The 17,392-nt window shown below is 57.3% G+C and carries 14 protein-coding genes; 8 read left to right on the top strand and 6 right to left on the bottom strand.

The annotated features are described in order from the left end of the window. Nucleotides 1–6 precede the first annotated feature (6 nt). From BKP64_RS15900 to BKP64_RS15890, 3 genes are read left to right on the top strand one after another with little or no spacing between them, the layout of a single operon-like run. Nucleotides 7–1,155 (top strand): acyl-CoA dehydrogenase family protein, encoded by a 1,149-nt coding sequence (locus BKP64_RS15900; protein ID WP_070972334.1) that lies wholly within the window; start codon nt 7–9, stop codon nt 1,153–1,155. Between the two features lie 30 nt (nt 1,156–1,185). After that, nucleotides 1,186–1,959, top strand: coding sequence for an SDR family oxidoreductase (locus BKP64_RS15895; RefSeq protein ID WP_070972330.1), 774 nt, complete (start codon nt 1,186–1,188; stop codon nt 1,957–1,959). Nucleotides 1,960–1,988: 29 nt separating this feature from the next. Further along, on the top strand, nt 1,989–2,927 hold the full coding sequence (locus BKP64_RS15890; protein WP_157755435.1) for a DUF2279 domain-containing protein: 939 nt from the start codon (nt 1,989–1,991) through the stop codon (nt 2,925–2,927). A gap of 8 nt (nt 2,928–2,935) precedes the next feature. Here the strand turns inward: BKP64_RS15890 and BKP64_RS15885 are convergent, their stop codons facing one another. Further along, the gene (locus BKP64_RS15885; RefSeq protein WP_083329239.1) at nt 2,936–4,624 is read right to left on the bottom strand and encodes a phosphoethanolamine transferase; all 1,689 of its coding nucleotides are present in this window, start codon (nt 4,622–4,624) and stop codon (nt 2,936–2,938) included. 219 nt (nt 4,625–4,843) lie between these two features. Here BKP64_RS15885 and BKP64_RS15880 point away from each other — a divergent pair, with 219 nt between their 5' ends. Continuing rightward, entirely contained in the window at nt 4,844–6,421 is a 1,578-nt protein-coding gene (locus BKP64_RS15880) for a Re/Si-specific NAD(P)(+) transhydrogenase subunit alpha (RefSeq protein WP_070972321.1), read from the top strand. 12 nt (nt 6,422–6,433) lie between these two features. Further along, nucleotides 6,434–7,828 (top strand): Re/Si-specific NAD(P)(+) transhydrogenase subunit beta, encoded by a 1,395-nt coding sequence (gene pntB / locus BKP64_RS15875; RefSeq protein ID WP_070972318.1) that lies wholly within the window; start codon nt 6,434–6,436, stop codon nt 7,826–7,828. A gap of 53 nt (nt 7,829–7,881) precedes the next feature. Here pntB and bamE read toward each other — a convergent pair whose 3' ends face one another. Together bamE and BKP64_RS15865 are read right to left on the bottom strand one after the other, a co-directional pair. Beyond that, nucleotides 7,882–8,190: an outer membrane protein assembly factor BamE domain-containing protein gene (gene bamE, locus BKP64_RS15870; RefSeq protein ID WP_070972315.1), complete on the bottom strand. Its 309-nt coding sequence runs from the start codon at nt 8,188–8,190 to the stop codon at nt 7,882–7,884. A gap of 133 nt (nt 8,191–8,323) precedes the next feature. Next, a complete protein-coding gene (locus BKP64_RS15865; RefSeq protein ID WP_070972312.1) occupies nt 8,324–9,436 on the bottom strand; it encodes an NADH:flavin oxidoreductase in 1,113 nt (370 codons plus the stop codon). Nucleotides 9,437–9,574: 138 nt separating this feature from the next. Between BKP64_RS15865 and BKP64_RS15860 the strand changes: the two genes are divergently transcribed. Together BKP64_RS15860 and BKP64_RS15855 are read left to right on the top strand one after the other, a co-directional pair. Next, the gene (locus BKP64_RS15860; RefSeq protein ID WP_070972309.1) at nt 9,575–10,045 is read left to right on the top strand and encodes a winged helix-turn-helix transcriptional regulator; all 471 of its coding nucleotides are present in this window, start codon (nt 9,575–9,577) and stop codon (nt 10,043–10,045) included. A gap of 158 nt (nt 10,046–10,203) precedes the next feature. Beyond that, complete coding sequence (locus BKP64_RS15855; RefSeq protein WP_070973725.1) at nt 10,204–10,851, top strand: OmpW/AlkL family protein; 648 nt, start codon at nt 10,204–10,206, stop codon at nt 10,849–10,851. A 139-nt stretch (nt 10,852–10,990) separates the two neighbouring features. Here the strand turns inward: BKP64_RS15855 and BKP64_RS15850 are convergent, their stop codons facing one another. Continuing rightward, nucleotides 10,991–12,871 carry a hypothetical protein gene (locus tag BKP64_RS15850; protein WP_070972306.1) on the bottom strand — a complete coding sequence of 627 codons (1,881 nt, stop codon included), beginning with the start codon at nt 12,869–12,871 and terminating at the stop codon, nt 10,991–10,993. Between the two features lie 197 nt (nt 12,872–13,068). Here BKP64_RS15850 and BKP64_RS15845 point away from each other — a divergent pair, with 197 nt between their 5' ends. After that, complete coding sequence (locus BKP64_RS15845) at nt 13,069–15,273, top strand: choice-of-anchor O protein (protein ID WP_070972303.1); 2,205 nt, start codon at nt 13,069–13,071, stop codon at nt 15,271–15,273. A 54-nt stretch (nt 15,274–15,327) separates the two neighbouring features. On the opposite strand, the gene mrtJ is transcribed toward BKP64_RS15845, so the two are convergent. Both mrtJ and BKP64_RS15835 read right to left on the bottom strand, forming a co-directional pair. Beyond that, the gene (mrtJ, locus tag BKP64_RS15840; protein ID WP_227515435.1) at nt 15,328–15,807 is read right to left on the bottom strand and encodes a JDVT-CTERM system glutamic-type intramembrane protease MrtJ; all 480 of its coding nucleotides are present in this window, start codon (nt 15,805–15,807) and stop codon (nt 15,328–15,330) included. A 127-nt stretch (nt 15,808–15,934) separates the two neighbouring features. Beyond that, a complete protein-coding gene (locus tag BKP64_RS15835) occupies nt 15,935–17,245 on the bottom strand; it encodes a DEAD/DEAH box helicase (RefSeq protein ID WP_070972300.1) in 1,311 nt (436 codons plus the stop codon). Between the last annotated feature and the right edge of the window lie 147 nt (nt 17,246–17,392).

The following is a 17,392-nucleotide window of genomic DNA, read 5'->3' as shown; positions in this document are numbered from 1 at the left end:
GGCGCTATGAATTTTGAACTGACTGAAGAACAGCAGATGCTGAACGACTCCCTGCGCCGCTTCGTGACCAACGAAGTCGGGTTCGAAAAACGTAGGGAAGTGATCAAGTCCGGCCGGGGCACCGACCCGGCAATCTGGGCCGCCCTGGCCGAGATGGGGCTGCTGGCGTTCACCTTCCCGGAGGACTACGACGGGCTCGGCGGCAACGCCGTCGACACCATGGTGGTGATGGAGAACTTTGGCCACAGCCTCGTGGTTGAACCATATCTGGCCACGGTGGTGCTGGCCGGCGGCCTGATCCGCGACCACGGCAGCGAGGCCCAGAAGGCCGAGAGCCTGCCGGCGATTGCCAGTGGCGAGCGGCTGATGGCCTTTGCCCACAGCGAGCCCGGTGCCCGTTACAACCTGAGCCACGTGCAGACCACCGCGCGCCAGGACGGCGACAGCTACCGGATCAGCGGCCATAAAACCGCTGTGCTCCATGGCGGCCAAGCGCACCAGCTGATCGTCTCCGCCCGCACCGGCGGTGCCAGTGGCGACGAACAGGGGCTGTCCCTGTTTCTGGTGGATGCCGACGCCGAGGGCATCAAGATCCACGATTTTGCCACCCACGACGGTCACCGTACCGCTGACATCCGGTTCAACAATGTAGCGGTCACCGCCGACAACCTGATCGGCAACCTCGATGAGGCCTTCCCGGCCATCGAAAAGGCCGTGGACCTCGGCATCGCCGCACTGTGCGCCGAAGCCGTGGGCGCCATGGAAGCCATGAACACCAACACCCTGGACTACATCAAGACCCGCAAACAGTTTGGTGTCGCCATCGGCAAGTTCCAGGTACTGCAGCATCGTATGGCGGATATGTTCATCCAGGCCGAGCAGGCAAAATCCATGGCCATTCTTGCCGCCACAGAAGCCGACTCGGATGATCGTGAGCGGCGTCGCGAAGCCTTGTCCATGGCCAAGACCCTGGTGGGCCAGGCGGCCCGCTACGTTGGCCAGGAAGGCGTGCAGCTGCACGGCGGTATGGGCGTGACGGACGAGATGTTCGCCGCGCACCTGTTCAAGCGCCTGACCCTGATCAACCTGTTGTTCGGCGATGCCGAGCACCATCTGGCCCAGGTCAGCGACGGCTTGCTGGCCGCCAGCGCCTGATTCCGGCAGCACCGAAAAAAGGAACCGATTATGAGCGTAAAACAGTTACTGGACCTGACCGGCAAGGTCGCCTTTATCACCGGCGGCTCCCGAGGCCTGGGCCTGCAAATGGCCGAAGCCCTGGGTGAACTGGGTGCCAGCGTCGCCATTAGTGCGCGCAAGCAGCATGAACTGGATGCCGCGAAAGAGCATCTGGAAAGTCTGGGCGTGAAGGTAGTCACCATCGCCGCCGACCTAGGCAATCTTGAGGGCATTCCGGGCGTGGTCGATCAGGTTGTCGAGCAGCTGGGTGACATCGACATTCTGGTCAATAATGCGGGCGCCACCTGGGGCGCACCGGCTGAGGACTACCCGGCCGAAGGCTGGATGAAGGTGATGAACCTGAACGTCAACGCCGGCTTTTTCCTGACCCAGGCCGTCGGCAAGCGCTGCATGATTCCCCGGAAAACCGGCAAGGTGATCAACATCGCCTCCATCGCCGGCCTGTCCGGCAACCCGGAAGGCATGCAGACCATCGCCTACAACACCAGCAAGGGCGCCATGGTGAACTTCACCCGTGCCCTGGCTGCGGAGTGGGGCCGATACAACATCAACGTGAATGCCCTGTGCCCCGGCTTCTTCCCCTCGAAGATGTCCCAGGGGCTGCTGGATGCCCAGGGCGACACCATGCTGCAACGCATTCCCCTGAATCGCTTTGGCGGCGAGGAAGACCTGAAGGGCGCAGCGGTGCTGATGGCCTCCGAGGCGGGGCGCCACATCACCGGGCAATGCCTGGCGGTGGATGGTGGAACACTAGTGAGCTAGGTTGCACGAGCCAGACCGTTACGGTGGTATTGGCCACCGTAACGGCGACACCCTGCGTCAAACCGGACTATGCTGAAAGGGTCAAGGAATGCCCGGAACAGGATGGTGATCCGCAGGGTAACAGCATGCCGCCAATACCAAACGACACAGCATTCCGTCTCGGCCCGATCCTGATGTTCATCGCCGTGTTAATCTTGTCATCGCGAGCCGAAGCGGAGTGCCATGAGCCCATCGCGCCAGACGATCAGATCCGCCGTACCCTGAGTGTGACAGCCACCGGTGTGGGCGTGATTACCGCCTGGGGAATCGCGAACTGGGATTACTTCACAAAACGGCCCAAGTCATCGTCAGAGGGCTGGTTCGGGCAGGATACTACGGAAGGTGGGGCCGACAAACTGGGGCATCTGTTCACCACCTACGCTACCGCCCAGGGCGTTTCCAGTCTGTTTGAGTACTGGTGCTTCTCTCCGGAAGACGCTGCCTTGTATGGCTCCCTGTCTTCCTTTGCCATCCTTGGCTATATGGAGCTCGGGGACGCCTTCAGCGACTATGGGGTTTCCTACGAGGACCTGGTCGCCAATGCCATCGGCGGTCTGGCGGGGTACTATCGGTACCGTTATCCGAGTCTGGCACGAAAAGTCGATCTGCGCTGGGAAGTAGGTTTTCAGCCAAATCAGGCGGATATCACCACCGACTATGAAAACTCAAAATACCTGGTGGCACTCAAACTGAACGGCTTCGATACCTTGAGCAACAGTTTTCTCCGACACGTCGAACTGCACGCCGGCTATTACGCCAGAGGCTACTCAGAGCCGGACGAGCGCAATGAGCGAACCTTGTACATGGGCATCGGCCTGAACCTGACGGATATGTTCCGGCGCCACGGTCATAGGAAAACCGCCACCTTCCTCAACTATTATCAGCCACCGGCCACTTATATCCCCGCAGAGAAAAGACTGGGGCACTGATAACCGCCCTACTGCGTTCTGCAATCCTCGAAAATATTGAGCGACGGCTTCACAGTCTCGCTCTCAACGTTCATCAGCCCCAGCATGGAAGAGAACAGGTTATCGTGGCTCAGCGGCTTCAGTCCGGCCTGAGCCAGACATTCAGCATCAATCCGATTGTCCACCCGGAAACCGTCTGACAGCCACATGACCATGGGCACATGAGTCTGGGCCTCTGGTGCCAGCATGTAGGGGATTCCGTGCAGGTAGATGCCACCCTCACCCAGTGACTCGCCATGGTCGGAGACATAAACAAGGGCGGTGTTATAGTCCGATTGCATGGATTTCAGCATACGCACGGTTTCAGCCAGCAAATGGTCCGTCACCAGAATGCTGTCATCGTAGGCGTTGATAATGGTCTCTTGGTCACAGGTCTGCAGTTCATTGCTTTCGCATTCCGGCAGGAACCTTTTCTGGTCGGGTTTACTGCGCTTGAAGTACTCGGGGCCATGACTGCCTAACTGGTGCAGCACCATGAAATGGTCGTTATTGTCTGCTGCATCAAGCTGTTCATGGGCTCCCTTCAACAAAACCAGATCATCGCAGTATTCCCCCTGGCACAGCTCAGTATCCTCCGGGCGAATCGTGGGGATGCGATCGCACATCCCCTTACAGCCGGAATTGTTGTCCAGCCACGTACTGACAATGCCCGCCCTGGTCATGACGTCAAGGAAGTTATCGCTGTTTTTTGCCAACCCTTCGTCGTAATCCGAACGCCCAAGCCACGAAAACATACAAGGCACTGACAAGGCCGTTGCGGTTCCACAGGACGACACCTGAGGGAAGTTTACGAGTTTTCCACCAGGTTCCCGTGCCAGCTGACTAAGCTCTGGCGTGGTATTTCGCTCATAGCCATTGAGCCCGAAATGATCTGCGCGCGCAGTCTCACCCAGGACAAAAACCACCAGATTGGGCTTGGTGCGCTCGGCCACCGGGAGAGAAACCGTTGCATCCAGCCCGACCTGCTGATACTCCCGGGGGAACTGCGCTGCAGCCACCCTGTTACCCACCGATGCCAGGGCAGCCACACTGTTCACAGGCACCACAAGATCCTTGATATCCCGGTGATTGCGAAACGTTGAGGCCATTTCCTGGTAGCTGGTCAACGCCAAAACCAGAATCAGCGCCATATCAATGGCGATCGGGGCCAGCCAGTGGGTGACCTTTCTCAAACCGACTGGCCACGTCACCCGAATGAGAGACAGCACAACTAAAGGAATCACGAAGAAAATCGCCATGTGAATGAGCAACCCGCTACTGAGCAGGCCCCGGACCTCATTCACATCGGTTTCCAGCGCATTCTGTAGCATATGCTTGTCGATCAGCACCCCGTAGGCATTCATGAAATAACCACTGAGCGCGGCACTGAAAAACAGGAATATCAGTATCGGTTTCAGGGCAAACCGAACCGAAAACAGGCTGATCAGGAGATGGTTGACCAGCAGCAACAAAAAGACGAGCTTGACCATAAGCATCGGCTGTTCAAAGCCAACGTATTGCTCAATGGCGGAATAGAAAGGAAAGTTATACAAACCGGTCAGGGCAATGGCGCTGATCAACGCCATCCAGTGGGGCTTGATTGCAGGCCATTGAAACCGACCGGTTGCCCCATGCGTTGCAGACAGTGAGTGGAACGAACGTTGTGAGGACAATGCCATGAGTTTACCCGGTAAAACCTGATTCAAGATGCAGGCAGTATCGGCCCTGCACCTTAATGCAAACTTAAACCCTCCACCCGGTTCACATCGTTGCACCCTGACAGCCGGGCTCAACTAGCATCGCCGAAATCGCCCGCAATCAGGCAGGTTCCGAAAGTTGCACTAGGATGTAGTTATCACACACCTGGTTCATCGGTTTAACCGGAGGACGCGTGCACTATGAAAATTGGCATCCCCACAGAGATTTTCCCCGACGAACGACGGGTTGCGGCGACACCGCCCTCCGTCCACAAGCTCATCGACCTGGGTTATGAGGTCATTGTCGAAGCTGGTGCCGGCGAGGCCGCGCACTACCATGATGAAGCCTATGAGGCGGTTGGCGCCGCCATCGCGGTGGATACCCGATCGCTCTGGGGTGAGGCGGATTTCATTCTGAAAGTGCGGGCACCCATGGAGAATCCCTCTCTCGGTGCCCACGAGGTTGATCTGATGAAGGAAGGTGCCTTCCTCGTCAGCTACATCTGGCCCGCCCAGAATCCCGAACTGCTTGAGAAACTGTCGGCAAAGAAAATAACCACCTTTGCCATCGACAGCCTGCCCCGGATCAGCCGTGCCCAGAAGATGGACGCCCTCAGCGCCATGGCCAATATTGCCGGCTATCGGGCGGTGGTCGAGGCGGCCAATCATTTCGGCCGTTTCTTTACCGGTCAGGTGACGGCGGCCGGCAAGGTGCCGCCGGCCAAAGTGATGGTGATCGGCGCCGGTGTGGCCGGCCTCGCAGCTGTCGGCGCGGCCAACAGCCTCGGTGCGATAGTCCGCGCCTTTGACACCCGCCTGGAAGTCAAGGAGCAGATCGAAAGCATGGGCGCCGAATTTCTCCAGCTGGACTTCGGCGAGGAGGAAGGCAGCGGTACCGGCGGCTATGCCAAGCAGATGAGCGATGAGTTTATCAAGGCGGAGATGGCGCTGTTCGCGGAACAGGCAAAAGAGGTGGATATCATCATCACCACGGCGCTGATTCCGGGCAAACCCGCACCCAAGCTGATTACCGCCGACATGGTAAAGTCCATGAAGCCCGGCAGTGTGATTGTCGATCTCGCCTCCGAACGGGGTGGTAACTGCGAACTGACCGAGCCGGGCAAGATTGCTCAGCAGCATGACGTTACCCTGATTGGCTATACCGATCTGCCAAGCCGGATGGCCAAGGTCGCCAGTGATCTGTACGCCACCAACCTGTTCCACTTGCTCACCGAGCTGACACCGGAAAAAGACGGCCAGCCACAGGTGAACATGGAGGATGATGTCATTCGCGGCCTGACCGTGGTGCTGGATCAGGATGTGACCTGGCCACCACCCCAACCGCAGTCACCCGTCAGCCCCAAACCTGCGCCAGGCACGGAAGAGCCCTCAGCGGAACAGAAGGAAGCGGCACGCAAGGAATCCGAGCGAAAGGTTCTGGTTGGCAAAGGGGCGCTGTTGCTGGTCACGGTTGCCGCCCTCTATGGCATCGGTGCCTATGCGCCGGAAAGCTTTCTGCGCCACTTCACGGTGTTTGTGCTGGCCTGCTTCATTGGCTGGCAAGTGATCTGGAACGTCACCGCATCACTGCATACCCCGCTGATGAGTGTGACCAACGCCATCAGCGGCATCATCGTGATAGGTGCCATGTTGCACCTTGCCCAGGCTGAGAATATTGCGGTCGGGATAATGGCGTTTGTCGCGGTGCTGATTGCCAGCATCAACGTGGGGGGCGGCTTCCGGGTCACCCACCGCATGCTCAAAATGTTCCGCAAATAGGAGGCTCCCACCATGAGCACAGGACTCGTCAGTGTGGCCTATGTGGTGGCCAGCGTATTGTTTATCCTCAGTCTCGGTGGCCTCAGCCATCAAGAGTCAGCCAGGCGCGGCAATCTTTACGGGGTTGCCGGTATCGTCCTCGCCCTGGCCGCCACTCTGGCAAGTGTCAGCAGCGATGGTGTCATTGCCATCGTGGTTGCCGTGTTACTGGGCGCCAGCGTCGGTATCGCCATCGCCAACAAGGTTGAAATGACACAAATGCCGCAGCTGGTGGCACTGTTGCACAGCTTTGTAGGCCTGGCGGCGGTCCTGGTGGGCTTTGCAGGCTATATCGAGCCGTTAACCGATACCACCGGCACCGAGCACACCATCAAACTGGTGGAAGTCTTTGTGGGAATCTTTATCGGTGCCATTACCTTCACTGGCTCACTGGTGGCCTGCGGCAAACTGGATGGCCGGATCGACAGCAAGGCACTGACCCTGCCCGGTCGGCATTTGATGAATCTCGCCGCCGTCATTGTCTCCGTGCTGCTGGGCGCCTGGTTTCTGGGCACCGACAGCCTGGCCCTGGGCCTGATTGCCCTGGTACTGATGACCGTGATTGCATCGGTTCTCGGCATCCATCTGATTATGGCCATTGGCGGTGCCGACATGCCGGTGGTGGTCTCCATGCTGAACAGTTACTCAGGATGGGCCGCCGCCTCGATCGGCTTCATGCTCGGTAACGACCTGTTGATTGTGACCGGGGCCCTGGTCGGCAGTAGCGGTGCCATTCTCAGCTACATCATGTGCAAAGCGATGAACCGGTCCTTCATCAGCGTGATCCTCGGCGGATTCGGCCAGACCAGCAGCAGCTCTGCCGTGGCCGATGCCGACCAGTCGGTTCATGAAACCAGTGTCGACGAAGTTTGCGAGGAGCTGCGTAATGCCCAGTCCGTGATAATTGTTCCGGGTTACGGTATGGCGGTGGCTCAGGCTCAGAGCGGCGTCAGCGACATGACCAAACTGCTCCGGGAACGGGGCGTGAATGTCCGCTTTGGCATTCACCCGGTGGCGGGTCGTCTTCCCGGCCATATGAATGTGCTGCTGGCAGAAGCCCATGTGCCCTACGACATCGTGCTGGAGATGGACGAAATTAATGAGGATTTCCCGGACACCGACGTGGTTCTGGTGATTGGAGCCAACGACACGGTCAATCCGGCGGCCGCAGAGGACCCGGGTAGCCCGATTGCCGGGATGCCGGTGCTGGAAGTCTGGAAGGCCCACCAGGTAGTGGTCCTGAAACGGGGCATGGCGACAGGCTATTCCGGGGTAGAAAATCCGCTGTTCTTCAAAGACAACGCCCGCATGCTGTTCGGGGATGCCAAGGACAGTATCGACAAACTGGTGAGCGGGTTACGCGCCTGAATCAGGGTCGGTGTGGCAGCGGGGATGCCCCGCCCACCACACCTTCTCGACGATTATTCAGTGGTATTGTAAACGTAGGATGAGACGGTACCGTCGTTGTTGAACCGCACAACCAGATCGGTGGTTTCCGCATCGCCAAACGCCGACCAACGGTACTTGCCATAGGTCCAGGTGCGCTTGCCATCCTCAATGCCGGTGCGCCAGGGCTCGCCAAACAGGGCCTGAATATCGGAGCGGGTGGTTTCGCCGATGGTGATTTCATCAACGTTGTGGGTCGCAAAATCACGGCCCACCGTGGCACACCCCGCCAGGGTCAGCAGGGCGACCAGGGCGGTGATTTTCAATATGGCTGAGTTGAACATGGCTAACTCCCATTCAGTGAACGATATGCCCCAGCATAGTGGATCTGCCGGCAAACGCGATTACCAATCAGAAAGATAGCTTCGACTGGACAAAAAAAGCCCCGGATAACCGGGGCCGAAGGGGTCAATCAACTCAGTAGAGTTTTGCGAGGGACTTTTTGGCGAAGGGCTCAACCTCTCCGATCCGCCCTTCCTTCACTTTCACAAGCCATTCCGGATCCTGCAACAAGGCACGGCCAACGGCGATCAGTTCAAACTCGTGATTGCTCATGCGTTCCACCAACTCGTCGATACCGGCCTGTTCAACCGCTTCTTTCTTGCTGGCGAAGGTGCCGCTGATGAAGTCCTCGGTCAGCCCGACACTGCCTACCGACATGGTCGGCTTGCCACTCAGTTTCTGGGTCCAGCCGGCCAGGTTCAGATTGGAACCCTCGAACTCGGGCTCCCAGAAACGACGGGTGGATGCGTGGAAAATGTCGACACCAGCCTCCACCAGCGGTGCCAGGAAGGCTTCCAGTTCTTCCGGGCTGTTCACCAGCTTCGCCTCATAATCCTGCTGCTTCCACTGGGAGAAACGCAACATGATCGGGTAATCAGGGCCCACGCGGTGACGCACGGCTTCAACAATCTCGACCACAAAGCGCAGGCGGTTCTCCATGCTTCCGCCATACTCATCTTCACGCTGATTGGTTCCTTCCCACAGGAACTGGTCCAGCAGGTAGCCATGGGCACCGTGGATCTCGACACCGTCGAATCCCAGCGCCTTGGCATCCTGTGCCGCGTCGGCGAATGCGGTGATCACGTCATCGATATCGTCCTTGCTCATGGCCTTGCCATTCGGCTTTCCTGGTGCAAACAGGCCGGACGGGCTGTATCCCGGCACCGAGGGATCCGGCTCTGTCCCTTCCTTGCGAACCGAGCCCACATGCCACAACTGCGGGAAAATGGCACCACCAGCCTCGTGCACGGCATCCACCACCTCTTTCCAGCCGGCAAGCGCGTCGTCACCATGGAACGCAGGCACATTGGGGTAGCCATTGGCACCCGGATGATTCACCGTGGTGCCCTCGGTGATCAGCAGACCAACACCATTTTCTGCGCGGCGGCGGTAGTAACTGACCACGTCCTCACCCGGCACATTGCCTGGCGAGAAGTTTCGAGTCATGGGTGCCATGGCAACGCGATTACGTAGCTTGAGGTTGTAGAGCTCGAATGGGTCGAAAAGGGGGCCAAGATTCATGGTCATGAGGTAACACTCCTCAGCGGAAAAGCAGACTGGGGATGAGCTTGCGGTTTCAACATAGCAACCTCATCAATTTGGTTTCGTAAAGCAACCCTATTCAATTTGGTTTTAAAATGCAACCCTATTCGGTACACTCCTGCCATGGCCAGAAAACGTTTTGATGACTCCAGCTGCTCCGTCGCCCGCGCCCTCAATGAAGTGGGGGATTGGTGGTCGCTTTTGATTGTGCTGCATGCGATGTACGGCACCCGCCGTTTTGTCGATTTCCAGCAACAACTCGGCATCGCCAAGAACATCCTGTGCGACCGTCTGGCACGGCTGGTGGCCAATGAAGTCCTGCAAAAAGTGGATGTGGGCGAACACGGTTCCCGGTTCGAATACCGCCTGACAGAAAAAGGTCGTGACCTCTTCCCGATAGTTACCGCCCTTCGCCAGTGGGGTGACAAGTGGAATCCTGCACCGGATCAGACACCGCTTGATCTCAGAGACCGCGCCACGGGCCGTCCCATACACAACGTTGAAGTCCAGGATGCTGACGGCAAGCCGTTGACTATCCGCGATGTGTTTGTCCCCGAAAATGCCCTGCCCGAAGGCAAGAAAAACAGCGCCTGACAATCGGGAAAACCCCTACATTGGCTTGTTTTCTTGAGTTGAATCAATCCCTCTGTAGAAGGAATCACTCTGGCTGGCGATTCTTGCGCCAAGTCAAGTTTCCAATCTCCACGGCCATTAACCTGAAGTCATCAAACTTTCAGGTTAAGGAGATGGATATGTCCCGTACATTCAAACTTGGTGTTCTTGCTGCAGCGGTTATGGTTGCGGCTCCGGCTGTTCAGGCTTATGAGGCCGGTGATTTCATCGGCCGCGTTGGTGCCGCAACTGTTGCACCGGATGCCTCAAGCGATCCAATTACCAACATTGGCGCTGACGCTCGAGTTGACGTAGACAACAACACGCAGCTTGGTCTGACTCTGAGCTACATGCTTACTGATCAAATTGGTCTGGGAGTTCTTGCCGCGACGCCATTCAGTCACGACATTAAAGGCGCAGGTGATCTGGCAAGCCTAGGCAAGTTGGCAGAAACCAAGCATCTGCCGCCTACGGTCACACTGCAGTATTTCCCAATGCCCAGCGGAAGCAAGCTCCAGCCTTATGTTGGCGCAGGTGTGAACTATACGGTTTTCTTTGATGAAGAGACTGCAGGCGCTCTGGCCGGCACCGACATCGAGCTGGATGACAGCTTCGGCTTGGCTGCTGAGGCGGGTATTGATTATATGATCACTGAAAATGTTGGCGTTAACGCAGCAATCTGGTGGATCGATATCGACACCGAGGCGAAAATTGAGGCGGCCAACCAGACAGTAGACGTAGAAATTGATCCCCTGGTCTACATGGTAGGCGTGTCCTACAAGTTCTGATCCCCGTGCCCCCGGCAGCCTCCATGATCTGTGGGTTGCCGGAAGGTACATTTTTCTGCGGGGCTTTGGCCCCGCTTTTTTGTGCCCCCTCCGATAACTACCGCTGGCCCGTCCGCTTATTCGACATACCCTGAACGTCTTATTGAACCTGAAAGGTGGCAGACGCCAGCACTTCCGCTGGTGGCGGATTCAGGGTCACTACACCGTGAAATTCGTCGATCCATGGGTGGTCCCCATGCAGCCCCTCAATGAAGGTCGGGCGGATGCTCTGATAATACAGAGTGGTTTCAACCGTCAGTGGCGGCACCGCCGCCTCCGGGACGGTCAGACGATAGGCAATGGTATCCTGACCACTGTTGTTCAGGTTGAAATCCGTATCATCATCCACCCCCGCCGGCTTGGCCGTTTCCGGCACTGTCGTACTGTCGAATCCACGGGGCGGAATCCGGTTATCCTTCAGTGACTCCGATGCGTAGAGCAAGATGTGGGTTATTGCGTCTGTGGTTGAACCCAGTACAAGCTCGTAGACTGGTATATCGCCAGGCGAATTGACCTGCGTGACATGGCTTTGGTAACAATCTGAAGAATCAAAACTTTCCGGTTTTTTGGGGGCCATACACTCGGCACTGGTGTATTGAGCATCAGACGCCAGATGGTAGTTCTCATCCGGGAAGCCACTACTGAAAATCACAACGCCATCACTGTCTGTCACTTGCGTGGCAACCCAGACCCGGCGCGAGGGAAAACTGGTGGGGAGCTTATGACCAGTATTGTTCTGAATGGTCAGATCAAACGCCAGCTCGTTCGCGGAAAGATTCTGGGCAGACGGAACCAGATCGGCAGCCGTTTTCAAGAAATCCCTGGTTAACTCTGCCGTATCGGCAAACTCCCCTTCCTTGTTTATTTCTGCCCGACCAAGCTCTTCGCGGAACAGCTCCAGAGTGTCCAGTAACCAAGTGTTCCCCCCCACCATCACATGGGGGAAATAGGGCTGACGCTCTGGCCAGTTCGGATTCACCGTACCATTGGAAGTCAGTGCAATCCGGGTCAGATAGTTTTCACTGATTTCCGGGCGCGCCATATGGCATTGCTGGCATGACGTCGTGGTACCGCCATCAGGCCCGAAATCACTATTAACCCATTCGGTATAGGGTGCCTGTTCCGGGAAGACTTCCCCATTGGGCTGATCCGTCTCCATATCGATAGTCGGCGTGAAAAGCTCATGGCAACTGGCGCAGTGTGTGGAGTCAGACATGTGCTGACCAAACCGAGGCTCGTAACCAACACGATCCTGCATCGCCCGCCCCACGGGGTTTTGGTAAGGCCCGAAGATCGTAAATGCATCCGGGTGGTCCGCATCGGCGATTTCATAGTTGCCGGAATTTATATCTCCAGACAGCACAGAATCCGTAATCTGGTGACAGGCCGTACAACTGATGCCCTCGCGGGCATGGGGGTCTGCCATTGCCTGCTCAGCTCGGTAACAGCCATCCTCCAACGGGCAGCTGTCGTCCTGCTCCAGACTAACGCCGGTTTGATGGGCATGGGTTCTCGCCATGGGGCTGTGACAAGTCAGACAGGTGTCCTCAATCAGTCCCTCCAGATGCGGAAAAGTTTCGGCTTCGTGCATCATGGTGGCCCGGAAATAGGGGTCCGTGAAAGCGTTTGCCATTACGCTGCTTTTCCAGTCATAAAAGGGACTGATATCCGCCCCCTGCGGTGACGGCTGGTTCTCCGAAATCAGGGGATCCGGCATACGCATGGCGGCCGGACTTTCCCCGGTCGCGCTGGCACTATGGCACTGACCGCAATCGGCCGCCGCCAGAAACACGCCGGTCTTACTCCAGTGCTCGATCTGGGTAGTCAGTGATGGCAGTACAGTCTCATCCCCCGGATCTGGATCAGTCCCATCGGTGACGCTCCCACCGGGATCATTACTGTCACTACAGGCGGCTAAGAAGAGCACCGTGAGTGCGACAAATGGCCGCAGCACTTCACCTTTGGAGAGAGGAATTTTCATTGCGACCTCTTGCAATAATTTGATTATTCAGCCTGATACAGAGCCAGAATGCGGTACTTGATCCTGATCAATAACTTGTCCGGATCAGTGTTTTACCTATCGCAAAATTCATATTTTTAATTATAAGCTAAGGCCTGAAAGCTTTCAGGAGCAAGCGGTACCTGATTTGAAGGTAAAGCGTCCAGGAGGGGCATCCAGTGAATCAAAAACTTCTTGCTATCGCCATTATCGCGGCTGTTGGCTCGTCCGGAGCAGCCTGGGGAGCGACCGGTCTGAGCTTTGGGGACACCGTTCAACTGAATTCTAACGGTGGCGCCAACAAGACCAAACTGGTGCGGCTGACCAGCGGCCGCCTGGTTACCGTTTATGGTGACTATCTCGACCCCAACGATAACACCGTGTATGACGTGAAGGCCCAGGCCGAACGGCCGGCGCGGGATATTTTCGCCCGCTATTGCGACGCCGAATGCGACGATATCGCCAGCTGGTCGACACCGGTCAATATCTCCGGCACTGCCAGCCAGTCCTCCATTGACACCGACTGGAATGGCGACGGAACCCGCACCGCTTTTGCCGGCGATTCCGACAAGCCCAACGTCTTTAACAGCGGCTCACGGATCGCTGTCACTTGGGTGGACAAATATTGCGAAGGACCAGATGGCACACCAGAGACCACACTACAGAGAACCGTCAGTTATCTGACCCTCGAAGATCGCGAGATTCCCTTCAGCTGCACACATGTCGTAACGGGTATCAGTGAATCGGAGGGCATTACGTGGAATGAACGTGTGCAGCTATCCAGTGGCGAGCGCGATGCCAAACAAGACGTTAACCGTGGCGTGGGAACTGGCCAGTGGGCCATCACCTGGCAGGAGGATCCCCGGGGTCTTCAGCGCGGTGAAGCTGGCGGTCCCGGTGATGGGGCATCAGGTGCCAAAGTGAGCCATGGCACGGACATCTGGTACAGCTATGCGGTGGCCGGCTGGGCTGATCAGGGTGCTGGTTACGGCCTTTGGGCTGCGCCGGTGAGGGTTACCGACAACTACGACAGCCAGACAGCGTCCGGCAACTTCGATGTTATCAAGGACAGCGGCGGGGCCGTTGTTGCGGATGATCAGATCGAGAGCGGCAGAGCAGGTGCGTCCCGCGCCAACCTTGCCCTGCAGTTCGGCTCACTGGACGCTGCACCCCAGGCGATCGTTGCTTACGAGGAAACCAAAGGTTCAGAAGGTGTGTACGAGGGCAAGTACGTTCGCTATCAAACCTTCGACTGGAATACTCCCGGTGAGCAGGCGGGCTGCATTATCAGCAATCCGGCCTTGAATGGCCGCCGTGTTCGTTTCGTTCCACAGAAAACCCCCGGTGCAGAAAGCGGGCTGAGACTGGCTATCTTCTGGAAAGAAGGTGAATTTACCCAGGGTGGCCCGTCCGACATCATGTTGCGCAAAGGTGTTGTGAACGAAGGGGGCAACGGTTTCTCTACGGCGGAAATGGTGCCGGCTGTGGATCATGCCGCCTGCGAAACCTCGGATTACCTGACGGCCATTGGTTTGAACAACGAGCCTGCACTCAACATGAGCAGCCGGACTTTGGAAGCGCAGGCAACTTCTGACGCGGATATCCCGACGTCAACCCTTTCCGATGACACTTATCAGAAGGTTGAAGAGAACGCCATTGCGCACCGTGCTCAGCTGCGTGGCGATGACCTCTATGTTGGCTACACCTACACCCCGGTGCTGGCAGAACTGCTCTATACCAACACCAAGAACTATAACTTCTATCTGCGTCACTATGATGCGGTGGCCGGTACCTGGTCTGCTCCTGAAAATCTGAGCAACATTGAAGACACAACGATCAATGTGAGGGAGCCTCGTCTGGTGGGTGCGCCCGGCAGTACACCGGCATGCACGGCCCCAACTCCGAACCCGGAAGAATGCCAGGACAAGAGCAAGTTCTACATTGCCTGGGGCACCCAGACCAACGTCTCAGACTGGAGCCTTGAGGAGCCCGAAGAACTGGATCTCTATGCGGCAAGGGCCGAAGACAAGGGTGCCTACGTGACTCCAGTGGTGACCTTTGCAGGGGAAGCTGAGGGTGTGGAAGCCTTCGAATCCCAGGTCCGGATGACGCCGGCCGGCAACCAGCTGTTTGCAGTCTGGAATGAAAACCGGGATGGAGGCACCCATGCCATGTTCCGTCAGTCTACAACCGTTGAAATCCCCGATGATGGCACTGATGACGGCATTGACGACGGCGACAGCACATCTTCATCCAGCAACGGCGGCGGCACGATCTTCGGCTGCAGCTACAACCCGGGCGCGCCCTTCGACCCGACCCTGTTCCTGCTGACCGCTCTGGCTATTGGTGGTCTGACCGTACGCAGATTCAAACTCCGGGCTTGAACCAGCCGGAAACAACAAACCCCGGCCGGGATTATCCGGCCGGTTTTTTTGCGCCTAATACAACAGATACCACCCAGGCAGCAGGAGCGACGCGTTGTAAGCGGCATGCAGGATTACGCACGGCAATAGTGAGCCATGTCGATCCCTGAAATAGCCAAACACGAGAGCGGGCACGAAGACCAGCCAGGCCATAACGTCGGTTCGGTAAAGAAGGTGCCAGCCAGTGAAAAGGCAGGCGGCGATGATATTTGCCAGTGACAATCCGGCCAACCTGCGCCTGCCACTCTCGGTTCCGGACAGCCAACCCTGCACCACACCCCGAAACGCCAGCTCTTCGACAATCGGCGCCCAGAAAACCAGTGACAGGATTGATAGCAAATCCGCATCCTGCCACCCGCTTCTACCTGCCAGCATTGTCAGCACAACACTGATCAGACAGCCTACAACCAGTGCCAGCAGAAACCGGCCATCCGCCATCAACCGTCTCGGGCGGGTGAAGCCCATCTGTACCCGAAGAGAGGTTAATTCACGCATACGCTGGAGATACCTGCAGGCTGGATTTCAGACCCAGAATACTAGTGCATCTCCGGGCAAAAAGTCAGGCGGTAGAAACAAAAAGGCGGAGCATCTGCTCCGCCTTTCTATATGGTCTCAGTCAGCCTCAAGCGCTTTGGCGCCGGCCCTGCTGGCCACTGCTCTGGCCGCGGCCAGCACTTCGACCGCCCGGCTTGGCGCCGAAACTGCGAGGTTTGCCAGCCGGCCTGCCGTTGCCGCTGCCGTTACTACTGCGACCACGAGCCTTGCTCGGGTCCGCTTTGGCTTTCGGCTTCAGCGGCAGGTTATTGGTAGGCTCAAAGCCTTCCATACTCTTGCGCGGCAGCTGCTTCTTGATCAGCCTTTCAATGCCCGCGAGCATTTTTCCTTCATCGGCACTCACCAGTGAAAGGGCGTGACCACTTTCGCCGGCGCGTCCGGTACGACCGATACGGTGCACGTAATCTTCCGGTACGTTCGGCAATTCAAAGTTTACTACCTGGGGCAGTTGCTTGATATCCAGACCACGGGCTGCAATGTCCGTCGCCACCAGCACACGCACTTCGCCGGCCTTGAAGTCAGCCAAGGCACGGGTGCGGGCACCCTGTGACTTGTTGCCGTGGATAGCGGCGGCCGTAATACCATCCTTCTCCAGCTTCTGGGTCAATCTGTTGGCACCATGCTTGGTGCGGGTAAAGACCAGTACCTGGTCCCAGCTGTTGTCACGAACCAGCTTGCTCAGCAGTGCCGTTTTCTGGCTCTGATCTACCGGGTAGACAGACTGCTTGATGTTTTCCGCAGCGGTGTTACGCGCAGCAACTTCAACCTGCACCGGGTTATTCAGCAGGCCTTCCGCCAAGGTGCGGATTTCGCTGGAGAAGGTGGCAGAGAACAGCAGGTTCTGGCGTTTGGCCGGCAACAGCGCAAGAATCTTGCGGATGTCGCGGATAAAGCCCATGTCCAGCATGCGGTCCGCTTCATCCAGCACCAGGATCTCCACTTCGTTGAAGCGCACCGCATTTTGCTGATAGAGATCCATCAGGCGGCCCGGCGTGGCGACCAGTACATCCACACCCTTGCGCAGCTTCATCATCTGCGGATTGATTTTCACACCACCAAAGACCACAGCAGCCTTGGTAGGAACGTATCTACTGTAAAGGTTCACGCTGTCGTGAACCTGTGCGGCCAGCTCCCGGGTAGGCGTCAAAATCAATGCACGGGGGCCTTTACCAGTGCGGGGATTCTCAGCCAGGCGCTGCAATAATGGCAGTGTAAAGCCGGCGGTTTTGCCTGTGCCCGTCTGGGCTGCAGCCATAACATCCTTGCCTGAAAGTACGGCAGGAATGGCCTGAAGCTGAATGGGAGACGGGGTATCGTAACCCTGGTCGGTGGTTGCACGGACCAGTTGCTCGGACAAACCGAGTGAAGAAAAACTCATATAAGATCAACTCTTGATTGTTCTGCCTCCACGAACACCGTTCTCGGCGAATGCGGGCAGATGCCATGAAGATTCATGGAGTAAAAGACGACTACGGTCACGCGCCGTTTAACGGGGTGACGTCCTCTGACAGGTCGTATGGATGGT

The sequence above is a fragment of the Marinobacter salinus genome, from assembly GCF_001854125.1.
Taxonomy (GTDB): domain Bacteria; phylum Pseudomonadota; class Gammaproteobacteria; order Pseudomonadales; family Oleiphilaceae; genus Marinobacter; species Marinobacter salinus.
Note: the sequence above shows the minus strand (reverse complement) of the source record. Positions and strands in the feature narration are given on the sequence as shown.

What these genes read in the sequence shown, in the direction of transcription:
- BKP64_RS15855 (WP_070973725.1), top strand. Translation starts at nt 10,204, where the DNA reads ATGTCCCGTACATTCAAACTTGGTGTTCTTGCTGCAGCGGTTATGGTT.
- BKP64_RS15860 (WP_070972309.1), top strand. Translation starts at nt 9,575, where the DNA reads ATGGCCAGAAAACGTTTTGATGACTCCAGCTGCTCCGTCGCCCGCGCC.
- BKP64_RS15885 (WP_083329239.1), bottom strand. Translation starts at nt 4,624, where the DNA reads ATGGCATTGTCCTCACAACGTTCGTTCCACTCACTGTCTGCAACGCAT.
- BKP64_RS15900 (WP_070972334.1), top strand. Translation starts at nt 7, where the DNA reads ATGAATTTTGAACTGACTGAAGAACAGCAGATGCTGAACGACTCCCTG.
- BKP64_RS15850 (WP_070972306.1), bottom strand. Translation starts at nt 12,871, where the DNA reads ATGAAAATTCCTCTCTCCAAAGGTGAAGTGCTGCGGCCATTTGTCGCA.
- BKP64_RS15865 (WP_070972312.1), bottom strand. Translation starts at nt 9,436, where the DNA reads ATGACCATGAATCTTGGCCCCCTTTTCGACCCATTCGAGCTCTACAAC.
- BKP64_RS15880 (WP_070972321.1), top strand. Translation starts at nt 4,844, where the DNA reads ATGAAAATTGGCATCCCCACAGAGATTTTCCCCGACGAACGACGGGTT.
- mrtJ (WP_227515435.1), bottom strand. Translation starts at nt 15,807, where the DNA reads ATGCGTGAATTAACCTCTCTTCGGGTACAGATGGGCTTCACCCGCCCG.
- BKP64_RS15835 (WP_070972300.1), bottom strand. Translation starts at nt 17,245, where the DNA reads ATGAGTTTTTCTTCACTCGGTTTGTCCGAGCAACTGGTCCGTGCAACC.
- pntB (WP_070972318.1), top strand. Translation starts at nt 6,434, where the DNA reads ATGAGCACAGGACTCGTCAGTGTGGCCTATGTGGTGGCCAGCGTATTG.
- BKP64_RS15895 (WP_070972330.1), top strand. Translation starts at nt 1,186, where the DNA reads ATGAGCGTAAAACAGTTACTGGACCTGACCGGCAAGGTCGCCTTTATC.
- bamE (WP_070972315.1), bottom strand. Translation starts at nt 8,190, where the DNA reads ATGTTCAACTCAGCCATATTGAAAATCACCGCCCTGGTCGCCCTGCTG.